Consider the following 15,787-nt stretch of genomic DNA (forward strand, 5'->3'; position numbering starts at 1 on the left):
TCCTTTCCAACTATTTCTGATGATACATCAAATGTACTGGTTGTAATGGCAAGTCATGCAACACCGGCTGTAAAACAACAGGTTTCAAATCATCAAGCGCAGTTGGCGAACGCCATATCACCGCCTGTTCCCAGCCGTCTCTTGCATCCCCCTGCGTTTGATCAACCCGCGTGACTAACCAAGTCATGCCAATTTCGGTAACTTGCTTACCGGCAATAGAAAATAAATTTTCAGTCACTGCTAGCAGGCGTTCTGCACGAACATTGATGCCCATTTCCTCGATAAATTCGCGGACAATGGCTGCTTGGCTGGTTTCGCCAAACTTCACTTTACCACCTGGTAAAAACACGCAATATTGTTGTGGCGCTGTATTAACGGCAATATTGCCAGTCGCATCAAGCAAGACACCTGTCACCCGTAACTTAAAATCTCGAGTTGCTTGACATATCACGATATCATTGTGTTCATCAGCCATCAATCACCTAATTTTGGCCGGTTGAGCCAAAACCACCTTGACGCTCAGCCTTTTCAACTTGATCATCGCCATCAGCTAAGAGGTAAGGTAAGAAAATACCTTGGCCAATCCGTTCGCCTTTTTTAATCACGACATCTTTAAGCCCAAAATTAATGAATTGGAAGAAAATTTCCCCTTCGTTGCTTGGGTTATTGTAGTAGTCGGCATCAACAATCCCAACGGCATTTGGCATCATCAAGCGCTTTTTAATCGGACCACTTGAACGTGATACCAATTGCAAATATTCCCCTTCACCCATGTAAGCCTTAATACCTGTTGGGACAAGCACCGGCCTAAGCAACCCTTGCAAGTCCTCATCATCACGTACATTTTTTAATTTACCGAGTGATAAGATGTTTAAGCCACGGAAAAAAGGATTACTCAATGCACTTGGAATCACAATCTCTTCTGAGGCTTCAAAGTCATACCCCGCCGCTGCTTGCGTACTCCGTTTTGGTAAATTAAGCCCGTCGTTCACCTTTGTTGACACAATTTCAAATCCACGCATGTTTAATTACCAACCACAGTCATTCAAAGCCACGACTATGGTCGTTTTCCTCCATTTATTTAGTCAAATTGATTTACTTTGTATTATACGGTAAAACCGTAGTTGTTGCCGTCGATTTTTGGCACGCATCATCCCCAATAACCGTATCCTGCGGTATAATAGAACTAATTAGATTATCACTGGTGATTTTCGCATCACCGTATCGTCACGAAATGGAGAAGCATGATGGACTTTCAACATGAACCCGGTCGTTACTTTTTAGAAGCAGATGGTAAACGTCTCGCTGAAATTACTTACACAACCATCAATGATGGCCAAACCTATGCGATCAATTCAACCATTGTTGACCCCGCACTACGCGGTCAAGGAGTTGCAGCAGCACTTCTTGACGCCGTTGTTGACGAAGCACGGGCAAACGGCATGACCGTGCATCCGATTTGCAGTTATGCCCGTAAGGCATTTTTCAATCAGCCAGACAAATACCAGGAGATTCAGTACAAGCCATGACCCAAGAACAACAAAAGATGATTGCTGGCCGACGGGCCGCAGAATTTGTCCAAAATGACATGGTTGTTGGGATTGGTTCTGGTTCGACGATTGCGCATGTCATCAATGCGTTAGGTGAACGCGTGGCGCACGAAAACCTCAAAATCGTTGGCGTTGCCACTTCGGAAAAAACGCGCCGTAACGCTGCCCAACTTGGCATACCAATGTATAACGTCGACGACGTTGATCAAATCGATTTAACCATTGATGGCGCTGACCAGATTTCCGATGATTTTTCAGCCATTAAAGGTGGCGGTGCCGCCCTTCTATGGGAAAAAATCGTGGCCTTTAATTCTCGCGAAAATATCTGGGTGATTGATGCCAGCAAGCAAGTACCCAAGTTAAATCAGTATTTGCCAGTTGAAGTCATTCCCTATGGTTCTCACCAACTATTCAAACGTTTTGCGGCTGAAGGCTTCCAACCGACTTGGCGTCTTGACCAAAATGGTAATCCTGTCCGCACAGACTCGGCTAATTTCCTCATCGATTTACATTTACCTATGATTGATCATCCCCGAGCCTTCGGTGATGAACTTATCAAGATGGTGGGCGTTGTCGAACACGGCCTCTTCACCGATGTGGTGAACCGCGTTGTGATTGGCGAACCCGATGATCACGTGCGTGTGATTGATGTGAACCCCCGATAAAAAGCGTGTTAGCACACGCTTTTTTTATTTGGTTTAAAATTTGTTACAGTGAAGTATGTTGTTATATCAACACCACAGCATGTCATAATAAGTAACATGTTTAATTGGTCTAGCTGCTCTCCGATATAGAATATAGCTATACAATTTATTAAGGAGATCATCATGCGTACCGAAACTGACTCACTGGGTCCATTGAACATTCCTCAAACTGACTATTATGGGATTCACACGCAACGGGCATTGCACAATTTTCCAATTGCAGCCCAAGTAACACACCCTGAGTTAATTCGCGCATTTTTGGAAATCAAACAAGCAGCAGCACAAACCAATGCCACATCCGGCAATTTAGACCGCTCCGTTGCCAAACATATTGTGCGCGCCACGAAACAGCTGCTCAACCAACCCTTCAAACCCGAATTGTTTCCAATTAGCGACATCCAAGGTGGTGCTGGGACATCAACCAATATGAACGTCAATGAAGTCATCGCCAATGTCGTATTAGAACAAACCGGCCGGTTACGTGGTGACTATGCTTATATCCATCCCAACGACCACGTTAATATGGGCCAAAGTACCAACGACACGTATCCTAGTGCAGGTAAAATCGCTCTGATTCGTCTCCTTGAGCCACTATTTACGGAACTACTAGCATTGATTGACGCGCTTGGCAACAAAGCGGATGAATTTTCAGCCACATATAAAATGGGTCGTACCCAACTTCAAGACGCTGTCCCTATGACCTTGGGTAACAGTTTCCACGCCTGGTTAAAGCCGCTACGACGTGATGTTGAGCGTATTACTGCAGCACGTAACGCGCTCTATCTCTTAAATATGGGTGGCTCAGCCATCGGTTCTGGGATTAACGTCAGTTATCATTATCAAGTGCATATCGTGCCTAATTTGGCCGGTATCACCAACTTACCTTTGGTACAAGCACACGATCTCTTTGACGCGACCCAAAATCTAGACTGTTTTGTGGCACTCTCTGGCGCACTCAAAACCTTAGCCATGAATTTGTCTAAAATTTCTAACGACTTGCGTCTCTTGAGTTCCGGTCCCCGATCAGGACTGTCGGAAATTAACTTGCCAGCCCCACAGGCAGGCTCATCGATTATGCCCGGGAAAATCAATCCCGTTATTCCAGAGGTCGTTAACCAAGTGGCCTTTGAAATGTTTGGGTTTGATGCAACCGTGACAGCTGCCGCAGAGGCCGGTCAGTTAGAACTGAATGCCTTTGAACCCATTGTCTTTCGGTCACTGTTTGCCGGTATTGAGCATTTAACGGCAGCCATGCAAACTTTAAGAATCAATGCGATTGATGGCATTACCAGCAATAAAGCACGTTTGTCTCAAGATATTGATCTATCAGCCAGCTTTGCCACAGCGATGGCGCCAATTATTGGTTATCAAGAAGCGGCCAAAATTGCCAAAGAATCCCTACGCACCGGTAAATCACTCCGACAAATTGCGGAAAAGAAAAAACTCTTTACCACAGAACAATTAACGCGTATTTTCCGCGTTGAAGATATCGTGATTAATGCGCGTACACCTGAACACGGATTAGTGTTACATGCACCAAAATCATAAGCCAATAAAAAACCGACATACATCAAGTATGCCGGTTTTTTTAAGATTGCCCCTGCTGGATTCGAACCAGCGCATGGCGGTACCAAAAACCGCTGCCTTACCGCTTGGCCAAGGGGCAATAGTTAATTTATTCAGCCGTTAACTATTAATCGGCTATGGGAGCGGTAGGATTCGAACCTACGAACCCGAAGGAACGGAGTTACAGTCCGTCGCGTTTAGCCAGACTTCGCTACACTCCCATGTCTCAAACAACTATATTATAATAACAAATATTTAAGACCTTGACAACCCCTTTAGTGGATTTTTTTCCAATTTTGTTTAAATGAGTCACGAAATAACCCAAAAGCGGTCCAAAGTGACACCACAATAATCAATAGTTTCAGCAATTGCACATCCATACTCGTGAAGAACTTAGCCGCAACAATCACGCCAAGAATACCACCAATCGTGACACCAGCAAAACCACGCCATGAAATCCGATCCATCTTAATCACATTCCAAGCCATCGTTGGCATGATCAAAGCGGCATCTAACATCATCACTGGAAAAGCAATCGCTGGATTCACCCCCATCAGTGAGAAAAAAATCAATTCGGGCGCATAATTCCCCAGCCCCATCGTCATCAAAATCCCCACGCCAAGGTTAAACACGATGCCTAAGACAAGCCACCAGCCATGCAACCCGTGCACTATTAAAGCATTATCCGCTCCTGGGTTGGTGATCATCCGGACTATCATAATCACGACCGCGATAAACAAGGCCGCAGACATTACCCGCTGTACCGTTGGTGCATGCCAATTTTTCGTGACGTGTGTCCCCACGTATGCCCCCACGACAGCGGCAGTCGTCATCGGCAACAACGTGCTTAATTCGACTTTCACTGCGGTGATGAAAAATAGCGCTTCGATCATGACCGGAATGGCATGCATCGCATTTAACGTCCCCGGTAACTGCCGATCGTCATCAATGTAGTGCGTGGCTCGAAAGGCAGCTGTCGTCGTTGCAAAAGAACCAATCCCAAGTGTATCACCAAAATCAGTCACAAAACCAATGACCATCCCCAACCCAAAACGCTGAAAAATAGGCTTTTTTTGTTTAAAATAAGCGCGTGCGATGAGACCAATCATCATCACCATCACCGTGATCAATACTATTTGAATGATTAATAGGATCATTTTTTCATACATATTGTCTTACTCGTTTCAAAAAATCAATACACACTATTGTATCAAAGTTTAATCACGATTTCTCATGTCTTGATCGACTCACATCCCCAGCATCAAAAAACGCACTGATTGTTCGTCAGCACGTTGTCTCATTGTTATCACATCTTACCAAATTTGCACGCGTTCAGCCGGTGCCAACCACATCCCATCGCTTGGTTGTACGTTAAATGCCGCAAAGAAGGCATCAAAGTTCTTCACTTGGACATTCACGCGTAACTTCGCTGGACCATGTGGATCCGAGGCTGCTAGGAGTTGCATATATTCTGGTCGCGCCTTCATCCGCCAAATTGTGGCCCAACTTTCAAAGAAGTCAGTTGCGGAAAAGTCTGGCTCCTGCGCAGCTGCGGCTAACGCAGCCGCCAAACCACCCAAATCGGCGACATTTTCAGAAACGGTGAGTTTACCATTGACTTTAGCACCATACGAATCCAAGCCGTCAAACTGAGCCACGACCCGATCCGTACGCACCTTAAAGGCAGCAAAGTCCTCGTCTGTCCACCAGTTCTTTAAGCTCCCAAACTCATCAAATGACGCCCCATTCGTATCAAACGCATGGGAAATTTCATGCGCAATGACCGCGCCAATCCCACCGTAATTCGCTGATGACGATTGTGACAAACTATAAAATGGGGCTTGCAAAATCGCTGCCGGGAAGACAATTTGGTTTTGCTGTGGGTCATAGTAAGCATTCACCAGATGAGCTGGCATATGCCATTCGCTACGATCCACCGGTTGTTGCCATTGCGACCATTCATGAGCGATTTCAATTTGTCGAAACTGTAACGCTGTTTCTAATAAAGTAGCGCCTGGTTGGACAATTTTCTTGGCTAAGCGCGCCGGTAGCTGCTCCGGATAGCCAATATGTGGCACGATGGTATTTAATTTTGTAATGGCCTTTTCGCGGGTTGCGGCATTCAGCCAGTCATTTGCTTGTAGTCGTTGCTTAAACACGGCAATCATCTTGGCCACTTTAGCCTCAACATCGGCTTTGGCTGCTGGTGAGAACTTTTCTTGGGCGTAATAGTAGCCAATCGCTTGATTAAACGGTTCAGCTGCCAGATAAAAGGCTGCTTTATCCGCCTGCATGGCTTCTGGTGCTCCCGTCAATTCACGCTGGTATTGGCCACCCAGTACGCGCACATCGTCCGATAAATAACGCGTAAAACTGTTAACAACCGAAACGATCAAATGGGCCTGCAATAATGGCCAACCTTCTTCAGAAAAGAATTGATTAGCGGCCGCCCAAAAGCGTTCTTCGGGCACAATCACTTGATCTGGTGTCTGACCAACCAAGGCCGTTAAAATCGCGTCTAGCGGCAATTCTGGGGCTAATTTGGTAAAGTCTGCCCAAGTGTAAGGATGGTACAACTTGGCATATTCATGTCCCTCTTCTTGACTTAAAACGACAGCGGCCGCACGGGCATCAAAAGCCAGATAACGGTCAATCAAATCAGCCGTTTCTGCCTCAGAAAAGCCAAAATTTGGCAGTAAGGCTGTTTGCGCAGCCCGAAACTTCGCTAACAACGCTTGTCCCTGTTTGTGATCGGGTGCATAGTACGTCGTGTCTGGTAAGACTAAGTTGATCGCGCTAGCCCACAAAACATTGGTCCGGGCATCTTTAAAATCAGGCCCCACACCAAGTGGCAAAGCATTTGGCAAGCCTTGCTTTTCCAATTCGGCAATATGTTGCGCAAAATCAGCAAATGAGGTGTAATTTTGATACTGTTTCAACAACGCTTGCACGGGTTGGGTGCCTTGTTGTTCACGTGTGGCAAAATCAGTGGCTAAGCGATGATACGCAATAAATTGTGACAAAATCGGTGAGTCAGGCAAGTTTTTCCCTGCTTGCCAGTCCGCCGTGACCTTCAGTAACCACTTTTCAATCTCATCAGACAAGTCACTAAAACCACCTGTGCGTGGCTTATCGTTAGGAATTACCGCAGCCTTTTCCCAAGCGCCATTCACTGCGTCATAAAAATTATCTTGTTGTCGTACCATCTTTTACCACCTTTTTATTAGTAATTAATTACAATTATACACCAGTTACCGGTTAAACGCACGTTATTATCATTTTTCTATCATAAAAAAGCTATAACAACTGTGAATCAGTTGTTATAGCTTTTTTAATCCCTTAAACCTGTTGCGCTTTATATAGCGCTGCTTCTTCAGGTGTGGCCAACACAAAGTGACCTGGGTTCACTTCAATCATTTCCCGTGTTTTACCGTCAGTTTCGATACTTGTATCATATTCCAACGGTTGACGCGCCTTTTCTACTTCTGGATCAGGCACTGGAATGGCTGAAAGCAAGCTCTTCGTATAAGGATGCAAAGGGTGATTATAAACCGCGTCCGCAGACCCGATTTCAAGCAACTTACCCCAGTGCATGACCCCGATACGATCAGAAATATACTTCACCATTGACAAGTCGTGCGCGATGAAGAGATAGGTTAGTGAATGCTTCTTCTGCAATTCCTTCATCAAGTTCACAACTTGTGCTTGAATTGAGACGTCCAGCGCAGAGATTGGTTCATCGGCAATGATGAACTTCGGATCAACCGCTAACGCACGGGCAATCCCGATACGCTGACGTTGGCCACCCGAAAATTCGTGGGGATAACGGGTAGCATGATCTTTGTTCAAACCAACCAAATCCAACAATTCTTGCACTTTTTGGTCACGTTCCGCCTTAGAACTGGCGAGTTTGTTCACGTCAATTCCTTCAGCGATAATGTCACGCACTTTCATACGCCCATTCAAACTCGCTTGTGGATCTTGGAAAATCATTTGCGCATCCTTACGGAATTCCGCTAATTTCTTCCCTTTCAACTGCGTGACATCTTTTCCTTGGAATAAAATATCACCAGCTGTCTGTTCATAAATCTTTAAAATTGTCCGACCAATGGTCGTCTTACCAGAACCTGATTCACCAACCAGGCCAAAAATTTCACCTTCGTAAATGTCAAAGCTCACATGATCAATTGCGCGTACTTCATTGGCCTTGCCTTGGTTAAAATACAACTGCAGATCTTTTAGCTCAACTAACTTCTTTGGTGCTTCTTCAGTCATGATTAAGCCTCCTGTCCTTGCATTTCTTGCCAACGATCCCAACGCTTTTGAATTTGCGCTGGTGGCGTGACCTTTGGTGCACGTTCATCTAACAACCATGTGGCCGCATAGTGCGTGTCACTCACTTTGAAGAATGGTGGTTCTTCTTTCAAATCAATCGCCAAGGCGTAAGCATTACGCGGTGCGAATGCATCACCCTTAGGTGGTTCCAACAAATCTGGTGGGGTTCCTGGAATGGCTTCCAATGTCCCAACTTCAGTATCAGTTGTTGGCATTGAATTAAGCAAGCCCCATGTGTAAGGGTGTTGTGGATTAAAGAAGATTTCATCTACAGTACCATATTCCAAAATCTTACCCGCATACATGACAGCAACACGGTCAGCAACACCTGCTACCACACCGAGGTCGTGCGTGATGAAAATAATTGAACTTTTCGTTTCATGTTGCAATTTTTTCATTAATGTCAAAATCTGCGCTTGAATCGTCACATCTAAGGCAGTTGTTGGTTCATCAGCAATCAAAATTTCTGGATCAGCCGCCAACGCAATGGCAACCACGGCACGTTGCCGCATCCCACCAGACCATTGGTGTGGGTAATCGTTGATGTGTTCTTCGGCGTTAGGAATCCCAACCCCTTTCATCAACTCCAACGCACGTGCTAGCGCGTCTTCTTTTTTCATGTCACGATGTTTTATGAGCGGTTCAGCAATCTGCATCCCAATCTTCATCGTTGGATCCAAACTCGTCATTGGATCTTGGAAAATCATAGCAATTTCGTTACCACGCACTGATTGCCATTCTTCTTCGGTCAAATCGAGCAAATTACGGTCTTTAAACAACAAGCGTGAATTATCAGGAATGCTAGCATTTTTGGCGTTCAAACCCATCAACGTCTTAGTCGTGACTGACTTACCAGACCCTGATTCACCAACAATCGCTAACGTTTCGCCCTTGTTTAGGTCAAACGATACATCACGAATCGCTTGCACTGTCCCAGCATACGTGTTGAAGTTCACGTGCAAATTTTCAACTCTTAATATCGGATTACTCATTCTCTTGCACACCTCTTAATCTTCACTCGCACGTGGGTCAAATGCATCACGTAAGCCATCACCCAACAAGATGAAGGCCAACGAGATCAATACCAACACGGCTGAAGGAATTAATACTTGATAAGGATAGAATTGCAACATTGATTGCGCATCCGCAATCAATGATCCCAATGACGCTGTCGGTGGCTTCACACCCAAGTTAATGGCTGACAAAACCGCTTCAAACATAATCGCACTTGGCACAGTCATCATAATTTGCACAATGATCGTACCGGCCATGTTTGGAATCAAATGCTTCACCGCAATTTTAAATGAGCTTTCACCTAATGACTTCGCAGCCAATACATAATCACGTTCTTTTAAGGACAACGTCATGTTACGGACTTGACGCGCCATGCCTAACCAACCAGTCATGGCAATTGCCAAGATAATTGAGGCAATCCCACTACCAAACAACAAACCAAGCATCGTCACGATGATCAAGTTTGGAATAGATGACAAGATTTCAATGATACGTTGCATCGCGTTATCAACCCAGCCGCCTTTCCAGCCAGAGAAGACACCATAAGCCACACCAATGACCAAGTCAATGAATGTTGCCACAATGGCCACTAACAATGAAATACGCAACCCGACAGTGACACGCTTAGCCATTGAACGGCCAATATTATCCGTACCTAAGATAAACTTTTGCCCATCCGGCACACCTTGTTCGCTATAAGCGTTCGTTGAGGTCGTGTCGCCAGGCGCTTTGATCTTACCATCCCAACCAGGAATTGGTAAGCCAGAGTTTGGTGGTAAGTTCTTATACACACCAACTTTATCAGAATTAAATGAATTGGCTGCCTTTTGTGGGACGAAAATATTCGATAACACGGCAAAAGCCAAAATAATAACTAAAAACCACATGGATACAACCGCAAGCTTGTTAAGCTTGAGGCGACGCCAAGCATCTTGCCAAAATGACAAGGCCGGCTTTGAAATATGCTCGTTGGCATCAGAGCTTTGTGCGCCAACGATGACAAAATCTTCAGTATTTGCTGCCATCATAAGCCTCCTTATTGCAAACGAACACGTGGATCAACGATCGCCGTGAGCACATCTGTAATCAAAATCATCAACATCAACATTGCCGCATAGACAATTGTTGTGCCCATGATAACCGGAAAGTCTTTTGATGGAATAGACAACACGAACTGTTGCCCAATACCAGGAATCGAAAAAATTTGTTCAATCAATGTTGATCCCGTTAACAAACCAGCCGCCATTGGCCCGATCAATGTCAAAACTGGAATCATTGAGTTACGGTAAGCGTGCTTGTTAACGATTTCCTTCTCGCTTAAGCCTTTGGCTTTTGCCAATTGCACATAATCAGAACTCAGTGATTCAATCATTTCTGAACGCACAAAGCGTGTTGTGATTGCTGCTGGACTCACTGCCAAAGCAATTGTTGGCAAAATCGTTTGTGAGAACGAATCACCCCAACCAGAAACGGGGAAAAGTGGCCACTTGAAGCCAAAGAGGTAGACGAGGACAATTCCCAAAATGAAACTTGGCACTGAAATACCCAACGTTGACAAAATGCCTAATGTGCCATCAATTTTATTGTTCTTGTTACGTGCTGACACGGCACCCATGATCAAACCAGCAATCACACCAACAACCAAGGCTTGTGCCCCAAGCGCTGCCGAAACAGGTAACCGTTGCCCAATCAACATGCTAACCGGTTGATTTTGATATTGGAATGAAATACCAAAATCACCATGTGCAACCCCAACCAAATAATTAAGATATTGTTGCCACAATGGCAAGTCTAATCCATAGGTTGTCTTCAACTGCGCCAAGGCTTCTGGCGTCAACTTCGGATTATTAAACGGCGTTCCTGGCATAATTTGCATCAAGAAAAACGTCGCTGTAATGACTAAGAATAGCGTGAAGACAAGCCACCCTAGTCTTTTGAGAATATATTTCCACATAATTATGATTTCCTATAATGAACAAAATAAGAATTAACTTACGTCAATCCTTATTTGTTATTGCTTATATTTTAATGAGACCAACTTTTACTTCTTAACAGCGAATTTCCAGTCTTGGTTCAATCCTGTTGAGTTGATAATGATACCTGTCACCTTAGGATTTTGTAGTGAGTAACCTGAACGGAAGTAAAGTGGGTTAAAGTTGCTGTCCTTGAACAAGTCTGCTTCAGCTGCCTTATAGTCGTTATCACGTGCTTCTTGCTTCAAAGCATCTGTTGTTTCGGCCTTGTTAACAGCGGCTGTATAAGGAACGTTCGTAAAGCGGCCATCGTTGTATGATGCGCCATCCTTGAACAAGTCATAGAACGTTGAGCCTTCAGGATAGTCACCACTCCAAAGTGTCACAACAATGTCAAAGTTTTGTGTTTTTGAATCCTTCAAACGTTGTTGGAATGGCACAAACTTTTCTTCGATCTTAAGACCAGGCAAAGCCTTTTCCCATGAACCTTGGAGGTAGTCCAAAGTTGTCTTAGCAGTTGGTGAATCAGCATCAGAAGTTACTGTCAATGTAGCACTTGTTTCGCCAACTTCTTGCAAACCTTGCTTGAACAATTCAGCGGCCTTCTTAGGATCGTATGTGTAACCAGGGGCAACATACTTGGCTAAGTCTTCACCAGTAGCTGTCTTAGCCAATCCTGTTGGCACCAAACCAGTGGCTGGTGTTGACACACCAGAAGTGACTTGATCAGTCAATTCCTTACGGTTAGTTGCTAAGTTCAAAGCTTCACGGATCTTAGCGTTAGCCAAGAACTTGTTCTTACCTGTTTGGTTATATTCCAAATAAGCTGTTGTTGCTTCTGGTGTCTTCACGACATCCTTGTTGTTCTTGTTAGCCTTATACAATTCAGGTGTGTTTGAAATTGACACACGATCAATCTTACCTTGCTTGTACAATTGCACAGCTGTTTCAGGCTTTTGAACGACTTGCACGTCAATTTCTTTTGTCTTAACGTTCTTAGCATCCCAGTAGTTGTCATTCTTCACAAGCTTGAACGTGTTGTTTGTTCCGTTCCAACCTTGAACCTTATATGGACCAGAGTACAATGCTGTGTCTGAAGTTGTCGCGTACTTCTTGCCTTCCTTGTTCACAAAGCTTTCCTTTTGTGGCATGAAGTTCGCAAACGTCAACAAGTATTCAAATTGTGGCATTGGGCGTTCCAACTTGAATGTCAACGTGTTGCCCTTAGCAGTGACACCAAGTGAATCGACAGCGGCCTTACCGGCTGCAATCTTATCAGCGTTTTCAACACCAGATGCTAAGTAAGCATATTGTGATGCTGTCTTTGGATTCACGATACGTTGCCAAGTGTAAACGAAGTCTTGGGCTGTCAACTTTGAACCGTCAGACCACTTCAAGCCATCCTTCAATTCAACGGTATAAGTCAAACCATCGTCAGAGTGCTTAACTGACTTCGCCAATTCAAGTTGTGGCTTACCTTTGGCATCCACACGCATCAAGTTGGCACCAGAGTTACCAATGATCGTACCTGAGTACGTATCGGTATTCTTAGAAATGTCCAATGTTTGAATAGGTGTTGGCAATTGGAATGACAAGTTCTTGCTATTATCTGATGAACCGCCCCAAAGACCAGCAGCACGTGTACCACCACCGACAACGACTACAGCAGCCGCTCCAAGGGCTACCTTCTTCCATGTTTCCATAGCATATATCCTCCCGAGATATAAAGGTTTGTGTTTTAAATTCTTTATTAACAGATATTAGTATACCATGTGCTTTTCTCATGTACAACTAATTATTTGTTATTTTTTTGAAATAATGGGTTTTAACACATTTTTATGAGATTACATCCATAAATAACTGTCCGAAATTAAAGACAACCGTTACGCTAATTTACGATCAGCCCAGCGTGCGACTAATGACAGACCGTAATTCAAGACGAAGTAGACCAGCGTCATCACAATCAATACTGGAATAATATACGTCGAGTTCTGCGCATAAACAATCTGGCCACGATACATCAATTCGGCCAACACAATTCCCATTGCCAAACTAGTATCCTTCACCAATGAAATCAATTGTGAAATAATTGGTGGAATCATTTTCTTATAAGCTTGCGGCAAAATGATGTAAATCATCGTTTGCATATTACTCAAGCCGTTCGCACGCGCACCTTCAAATTGGCCAATATCAACTGATTCCAAGCCACCACGCACAATTTCAGCCAACATCGCTGACTCAAACGTACTCATCGCAATGATGGTGGCCCAAAAAACTGATAAGTGAATCCCAATCTTTGGCAACGCAAAGTAAACAAAGAAAATAATTAACAATAGTGGCAAATTACGAATCACGTTATTGATTGTGCCGACAAATTTTGAAAAATAAGGGATACGTTCAAATTGAATAATCCCAACAATTGAACCAAAAATTAAACTCAAAATAACTGAAATGAGAGATACGCCAACCGTGATCCCCAGGCCGCCTAATAGATACATCACATTTTGTGGTGTAAAGGCACTAAAAAATCCTAATGTCGCCATAATTCCTCCTTACGCTGCCTGCTTGAGCTTACGCTCAAGGTGCTGCATATAGTAACTCAACGGTAAGGTAATAATGAGATATAAGATACCGACAATGATATATGTCCCAAACGTTTCAAACGTATTGGCTGCAATCATGTTACCTTGATACATCAAGTCCAAACCACCAACAAAGGCTAAAATAGATGAGTTTTTAACCAAATTGATAAATTGGTTACCCAGTGATGGCAAGGCCACACGGAACGCCTGTGGCAAAACAATATGGCGCATAGCTTGTGCGAATGACAACCCATTTGCACGCGCACCTTCCATTTGCCCACCATTAACCGCCAAAATACCCGCACGGACAGTTTCAGCAATAAACGCTGATGTATACAACATCAACGCGACAGTTCCTGAAACAAAACCACTCATTTTAACGTACTGTGACACGACCAAGAAGAAGAAGAACGTAATTACCAAAAGTGGGATATTTCGGAAAACTTGGACATAAATATTACCAATGCGACGGACCCACGCCTGTGGCATCACTTGCATTACCGCAAACACCGTTCCCAAAATCAAGGAACCCACCAGTGCAATCACACTCGATAGTAACGTGTAACCAAAGCCCTGCATCAAAGTTGGAAAATTATTCTGAAACAATTCAATCATCACTTCGCCTCCAAACTGTGCCAGTCAAGACCAGGAACATCACTGAACCACTTTTTAATTAACGCGTTGTAGACACCATTCTTTTTGATCGTTGCTAATGCCTTATTGGCTTCGCGAATCATTGGGCCTTGATCATTATCAAAGGCAATCCCGTAAGGCCCATGCGTAAATGTACCACCAGCAATGTGATACTCTGGGTTTTCAGTTGCAAAACCGTACAAGATCGCATTATCAGTTGACATCGCTTGCCCTTGACCACTCTTCAACGCTTGCATACCTGTGGCATAGTCTTGCACTGCCAAAACCTTTGCCTTAGGCGCAAACTTCTTGATTTCAGTGGCAGCAGTGGTGCCCACGACCACAATAATCGTGTACTTAGAATCATTCATATCTTTAACAGAATGAATACCAGAATCTTTTTTCACCAAGATTGATTGTCCGGCGTCAAAATATGGCTTGGTAAAGTCAATAATCTTTTCACGTTCTGGCGTAATTGTCATCGTTGAGACAGAGCCATCAATATTAGTGTTCTTCAATAACTGCATCTTTGAAGATGCTGATACTGGGATAAATTGTGCTGACATTGGCACGCCAGTTTGTTTTGCAATTTGCACCGTCAAGGCTTTGGCAATATCCACGTCAAAGCCTTCTGGTGTCCCAGTTTTGGTGTTCATCAAACCAAATAATTTTGTATCTGCTTTGACACCCCAGACAATACGACCCAGTCGTTCAACACGCGCCAGCGTGTCTTCGTGTTCTGAATTTTTCTTAGCTGTGGCTGTTGCCCACATTAAACCGAGGACAATAACGGCAGCTAAAACAATTGTTGCAATAATGCCAAATTGTCGTTTTTTAGCTTTTTCCATAATTTACTGTACGTTCAGATTACTCGTAAACGCCCCTCCTCTATTTTTAATGATGTTCAACTTGGCTCAAGAACTTCTTAGCACGTGCTTCTTTTGGATTATCGAAGAATGCCTTGGTTGTGCTATCTTCAAGAATTTGTCCGTCAGCCATGAAAATTACCCGATCAGCCACCGCCTTCGCGAAACTCATTTCATGGGTCACGACAAGCATTGTCATGGATGAATCCTTGGCAATATCACGCATAACGTCCAACACATCCCCAACCATTTCCGGATCCAAAGCCGAAGTTGGTTCGTCAAACAATAGGGCTTTTGGCTTCATCGCCAATGAGCGCGCGATGGCAACACGTTGCTTTTGTCCACCAGACAATTCAGATGGCATATTCGCTGCTTTGTCGGCCAAGCCAACCTTTTCAAGCAATTCCATCGCAATTTTTTTGTTTTCCGCTTCGTCACGCTTCAACACCAAACGGGGTGCAAGCATGATATTTTCCAGTGTTGATTTATTGTTATGGCAGATTGCAAGAAATAACTTGAACGAATTTAGTGACGTAGATTAAGTAAGAAGATCTCGATTGGTGT

At 44.1% G+C, this 15,787-nt stretch carries 15 protein-coding genes, 2 tRNA genes and 1 pseudogene; 3 read left to right on the forward strand and 15 right to left on the reverse strand.

All coding sequences use genetic code 11. The features are described 5' to 3' along the window. Positions 1-10: 10 nt before the first annotated feature. Both IE039_RS05575 and IE039_RS05580 read right to left on the reverse strand, forming a co-directional pair. The gene (locus IE039_RS05575) at positions 11-475 is read right to left on the reverse strand and encodes an NUDIX hydrolase (RefSeq protein WP_010000963.1); all 465 of its coding nucleotides are present in this window, start codon (positions 473-475) and stop codon (positions 11-13) included. Between the two features lie 7 nt (positions 476-482). Further along, positions 483-1,022: a dCTP deaminase/dUTPase family protein gene (locus IE039_RS05580; RefSeq protein ID WP_010000962.1), complete on the reverse strand. Its 540-nt coding sequence runs from the start codon at positions 1,020-1,022 to the stop codon at positions 483-485. A gap of 225 nt (positions 1,023-1,247) precedes the next feature. Between IE039_RS05580 and IE039_RS05585 the strand changes: the two genes are divergently transcribed. From IE039_RS05585 to IE039_RS05595, 3 genes are all read left to right on the forward strand, one after another. Continuing rightward, positions 1,248-1,529 (forward strand): GNAT family N-acetyltransferase, encoded by a 282-nt coding sequence (locus IE039_RS05585; RefSeq protein WP_010002509.1) that lies wholly within the window; start codon positions 1,248-1,250, stop codon positions 1,527-1,529. Next, positions 1,526-2,215 (forward strand): ribose-5-phosphate isomerase RpiA, encoded by a 690-nt coding sequence (gene rpiA / locus IE039_RS05590; RefSeq protein WP_010000960.1) that lies wholly within the window; start codon positions 1,526-1,528, stop codon positions 2,213-2,215. Before IE039_RS05585 ends, rpiA begins: the two co-directional genes overlap by 4 nt. A 162-nt stretch (positions 2,216-2,377) precedes the next feature. Then, positions 2,378-3,802 (forward strand): aspartate ammonia-lyase, encoded by a 1,425-nt coding sequence (locus tag IE039_RS05595; protein ID WP_010002512.1) that lies wholly within the window; start codon positions 2,378-2,380, stop codon positions 3,800-3,802. Between the two features lie 46 nt (positions 3,803-3,848). On the opposite strand, the gene IE039_RS05600 is transcribed toward IE039_RS05595, so the two are convergent. The 13 genes and pseudogenes from IE039_RS05600 to IE039_RS05660 all read right to left on the reverse strand — a co-directional run. Beyond that, positions 3,849-3,920 (reverse strand) — tRNA-Gln (locus IE039_RS05600). Positions 3,921-3,958: 38 nt separating this feature from the next. Next, a tRNA-Tyr gene (locus IE039_RS05605) sits at positions 3,959-4,041 on the reverse strand. Between the two features lie 54 nt (positions 4,042-4,095). After that, entirely contained in the window at positions 4,096-4,989 is an 894-nt protein-coding gene (locus IE039_RS05610; protein ID WP_010002513.1) for a sulfite exporter TauE/SafE family protein, read from the reverse strand. 144 nt (positions 4,990-5,133) lie between these two features. Then, entirely contained in the window at positions 5,134-7,026 is a 1,893-nt protein-coding gene (locus tag IE039_RS05615; RefSeq protein WP_010002514.1) for a M13-type metalloendopeptidase, read from the reverse strand. 133 nt (positions 7,027-7,159) lie between these two features. Next, complete coding sequence (locus IE039_RS05620) at positions 7,160-8,095, reverse strand: ABC transporter ATP-binding protein (protein ID WP_010002416.1); 936 nt, start codon at positions 8,093-8,095, stop codon at positions 7,160-7,162. Between the two features lie 2 nt (positions 8,096-8,097). Next, a complete protein-coding gene (locus IE039_RS05625) occupies positions 8,098-9,147 on the reverse strand; it encodes an ABC transporter ATP-binding protein (protein WP_010002414.1) in 1,050 nt (349 codons plus the stop codon). Between the two features lie 15 nt (positions 9,148-9,162). Beyond that, the gene (locus IE039_RS05630) at positions 9,163-10,194 is read right to left on the reverse strand and encodes an ABC transporter permease (protein WP_010000764.1); all 1,032 of its coding nucleotides are present in this window, start codon (positions 10,192-10,194) and stop codon (positions 9,163-9,165) included. Between the two features lie 11 nt (positions 10,195-10,205). Beyond that, on the reverse strand, positions 10,206-11,123 hold the full coding sequence (locus IE039_RS05635) for an ABC transporter permease (RefSeq protein WP_010000765.1): 918 nt from the start codon (positions 11,121-11,123) through the stop codon (positions 10,206-10,208). Positions 11,124-11,210: 87 nt separating this feature from the next. After that, positions 11,211-12,845: a peptide ABC transporter substrate-binding protein gene (locus IE039_RS05640; protein ID WP_010002412.1), complete on the reverse strand. Its 1,635-nt coding sequence runs from the start codon at positions 12,843-12,845 to the stop codon at positions 11,211-11,213. 180 nt (positions 12,846-13,025) lie between these two features. Beyond that, entirely contained in the window at positions 13,026-13,685 is a 660-nt protein-coding gene (locus tag IE039_RS05645) for an amino acid ABC transporter permease (RefSeq protein ID WP_189428871.1), read from the reverse strand. A gap of 9 nt (positions 13,686-13,694) precedes the next feature. Continuing rightward, positions 13,695-14,336, reverse strand: coding sequence for an amino acid ABC transporter permease (locus tag IE039_RS05650; RefSeq protein WP_029508931.1), 642 nt, complete (start codon positions 14,334-14,336; stop codon positions 13,695-13,697). 2 nt (positions 14,337-14,338) lie between these two features. Continuing rightward, positions 14,339-15,205, reverse strand: a complete 867-nt coding sequence (locus tag IE039_RS05655) for a transporter substrate-binding domain-containing protein (protein WP_010000769.1) — start codon at positions 15,203-15,205, stop codon at positions 14,339-14,341. A gap of 46 nt (positions 15,206-15,251) precedes the next feature. Continuing rightward, positions 15,252-15,719 (reverse strand): annotated as a pseudogene (locus IE039_RS05660) (amino acid ABC transporter ATP-binding protein); the annotation flags it as partial. Positions 15,720-15,787: the final 68 nt, after the last annotated feature.

Origin of the sequence: Leuconostoc lactis KCTC 3528 = DSM 20202 (assembly GCF_014651235.1) — a bacterium.
GTDB classification, from domain to species: Bacteria; Bacillota; Bacilli; order Lactobacillales; family Lactobacillaceae; genus Leuconostoc; species Leuconostoc lactis.

Excerpts from the sequence above, each read along its gene's own strand:
- IE039_RS05575 (WP_010000963.1), bottom strand. The coding sequence starts at position 475 with ATGGCTGATGAACACAATGATATCGTGATATGTCAAGCAACTCGAGAT.
- IE039_RS05580 (WP_010000962.1), bottom strand. The coding sequence starts at position 1,022 with ATGCGTGGATTTGAAATTGTGTCAACAAAGGTGAACGACGGGCTTAAT.
- IE039_RS05585 (WP_010002509.1), top strand. The coding sequence starts at position 1,248 with ATGGACTTTCAACATGAACCCGGTCGTTACTTTTTAGAAGCAGATGGT.
- rpiA (WP_010000960.1), top strand. The coding sequence starts at position 1,526 with ATGACCCAAGAACAACAAAAGATGATTGCTGGCCGACGGGCCGCAGAA.
- IE039_RS05595 (WP_010002512.1), top strand. The coding sequence starts at position 2,378 with ATGCGTACCGAAACTGACTCACTGGGTCCATTGAACATTCCTCAAACT.
- IE039_RS05610 (WP_010002513.1), bottom strand. The coding sequence starts at position 4,989 with ATGTATGAAAAAATGATCCTATTAATCATTCAAATAGTATTGATCACG.
- IE039_RS05615 (WP_010002514.1), bottom strand. The coding sequence starts at position 7,026 with ATGGTACGACAACAAGATAATTTTTATGACGCAGTGAATGGCGCTTGG.
- IE039_RS05620 (WP_010002416.1), bottom strand. The coding sequence starts at position 8,095 with ATGACTGAAGAAGCACCAAAGAAGTTAGTTGAGCTAAAAGATCTGCAG.
- IE039_RS05625 (WP_010002414.1), bottom strand. The coding sequence starts at position 9,147 with ATGAGTAATCCGATATTAAGAGTTGAAAATTTGCACGTGAACTTCAAC.
- IE039_RS05630 (WP_010000764.1), bottom strand. The coding sequence starts at position 10,194 with ATGGCAGCAAATACTGAAGATTTTGTCATCGTTGGCGCACAAAGCTCT.
- IE039_RS05635 (WP_010000765.1), bottom strand. The coding sequence starts at position 11,123 with ATGTGGAAATATATTCTCAAAAGACTAGGGTGGCTTGTCTTCACGCTA.
- IE039_RS05640 (WP_010002412.1), bottom strand. The coding sequence starts at position 12,845 with ATGGAAACATGGAAGAAGGTAGCCCTTGGAGCGGCTGCTGTAGTCGTT.
- IE039_RS05645 (WP_189428871.1), bottom strand. The coding sequence starts at position 13,685 with ATGGCGACATTAGGATTTTTTAGTGCCTTTACACCACAAAATGTGATG.
- IE039_RS05655 (WP_010000769.1), bottom strand. The coding sequence starts at position 15,205 with ATGGAAAAAGCTAAAAAACGACAATTTGGCATTATTGCAACAATTGTT.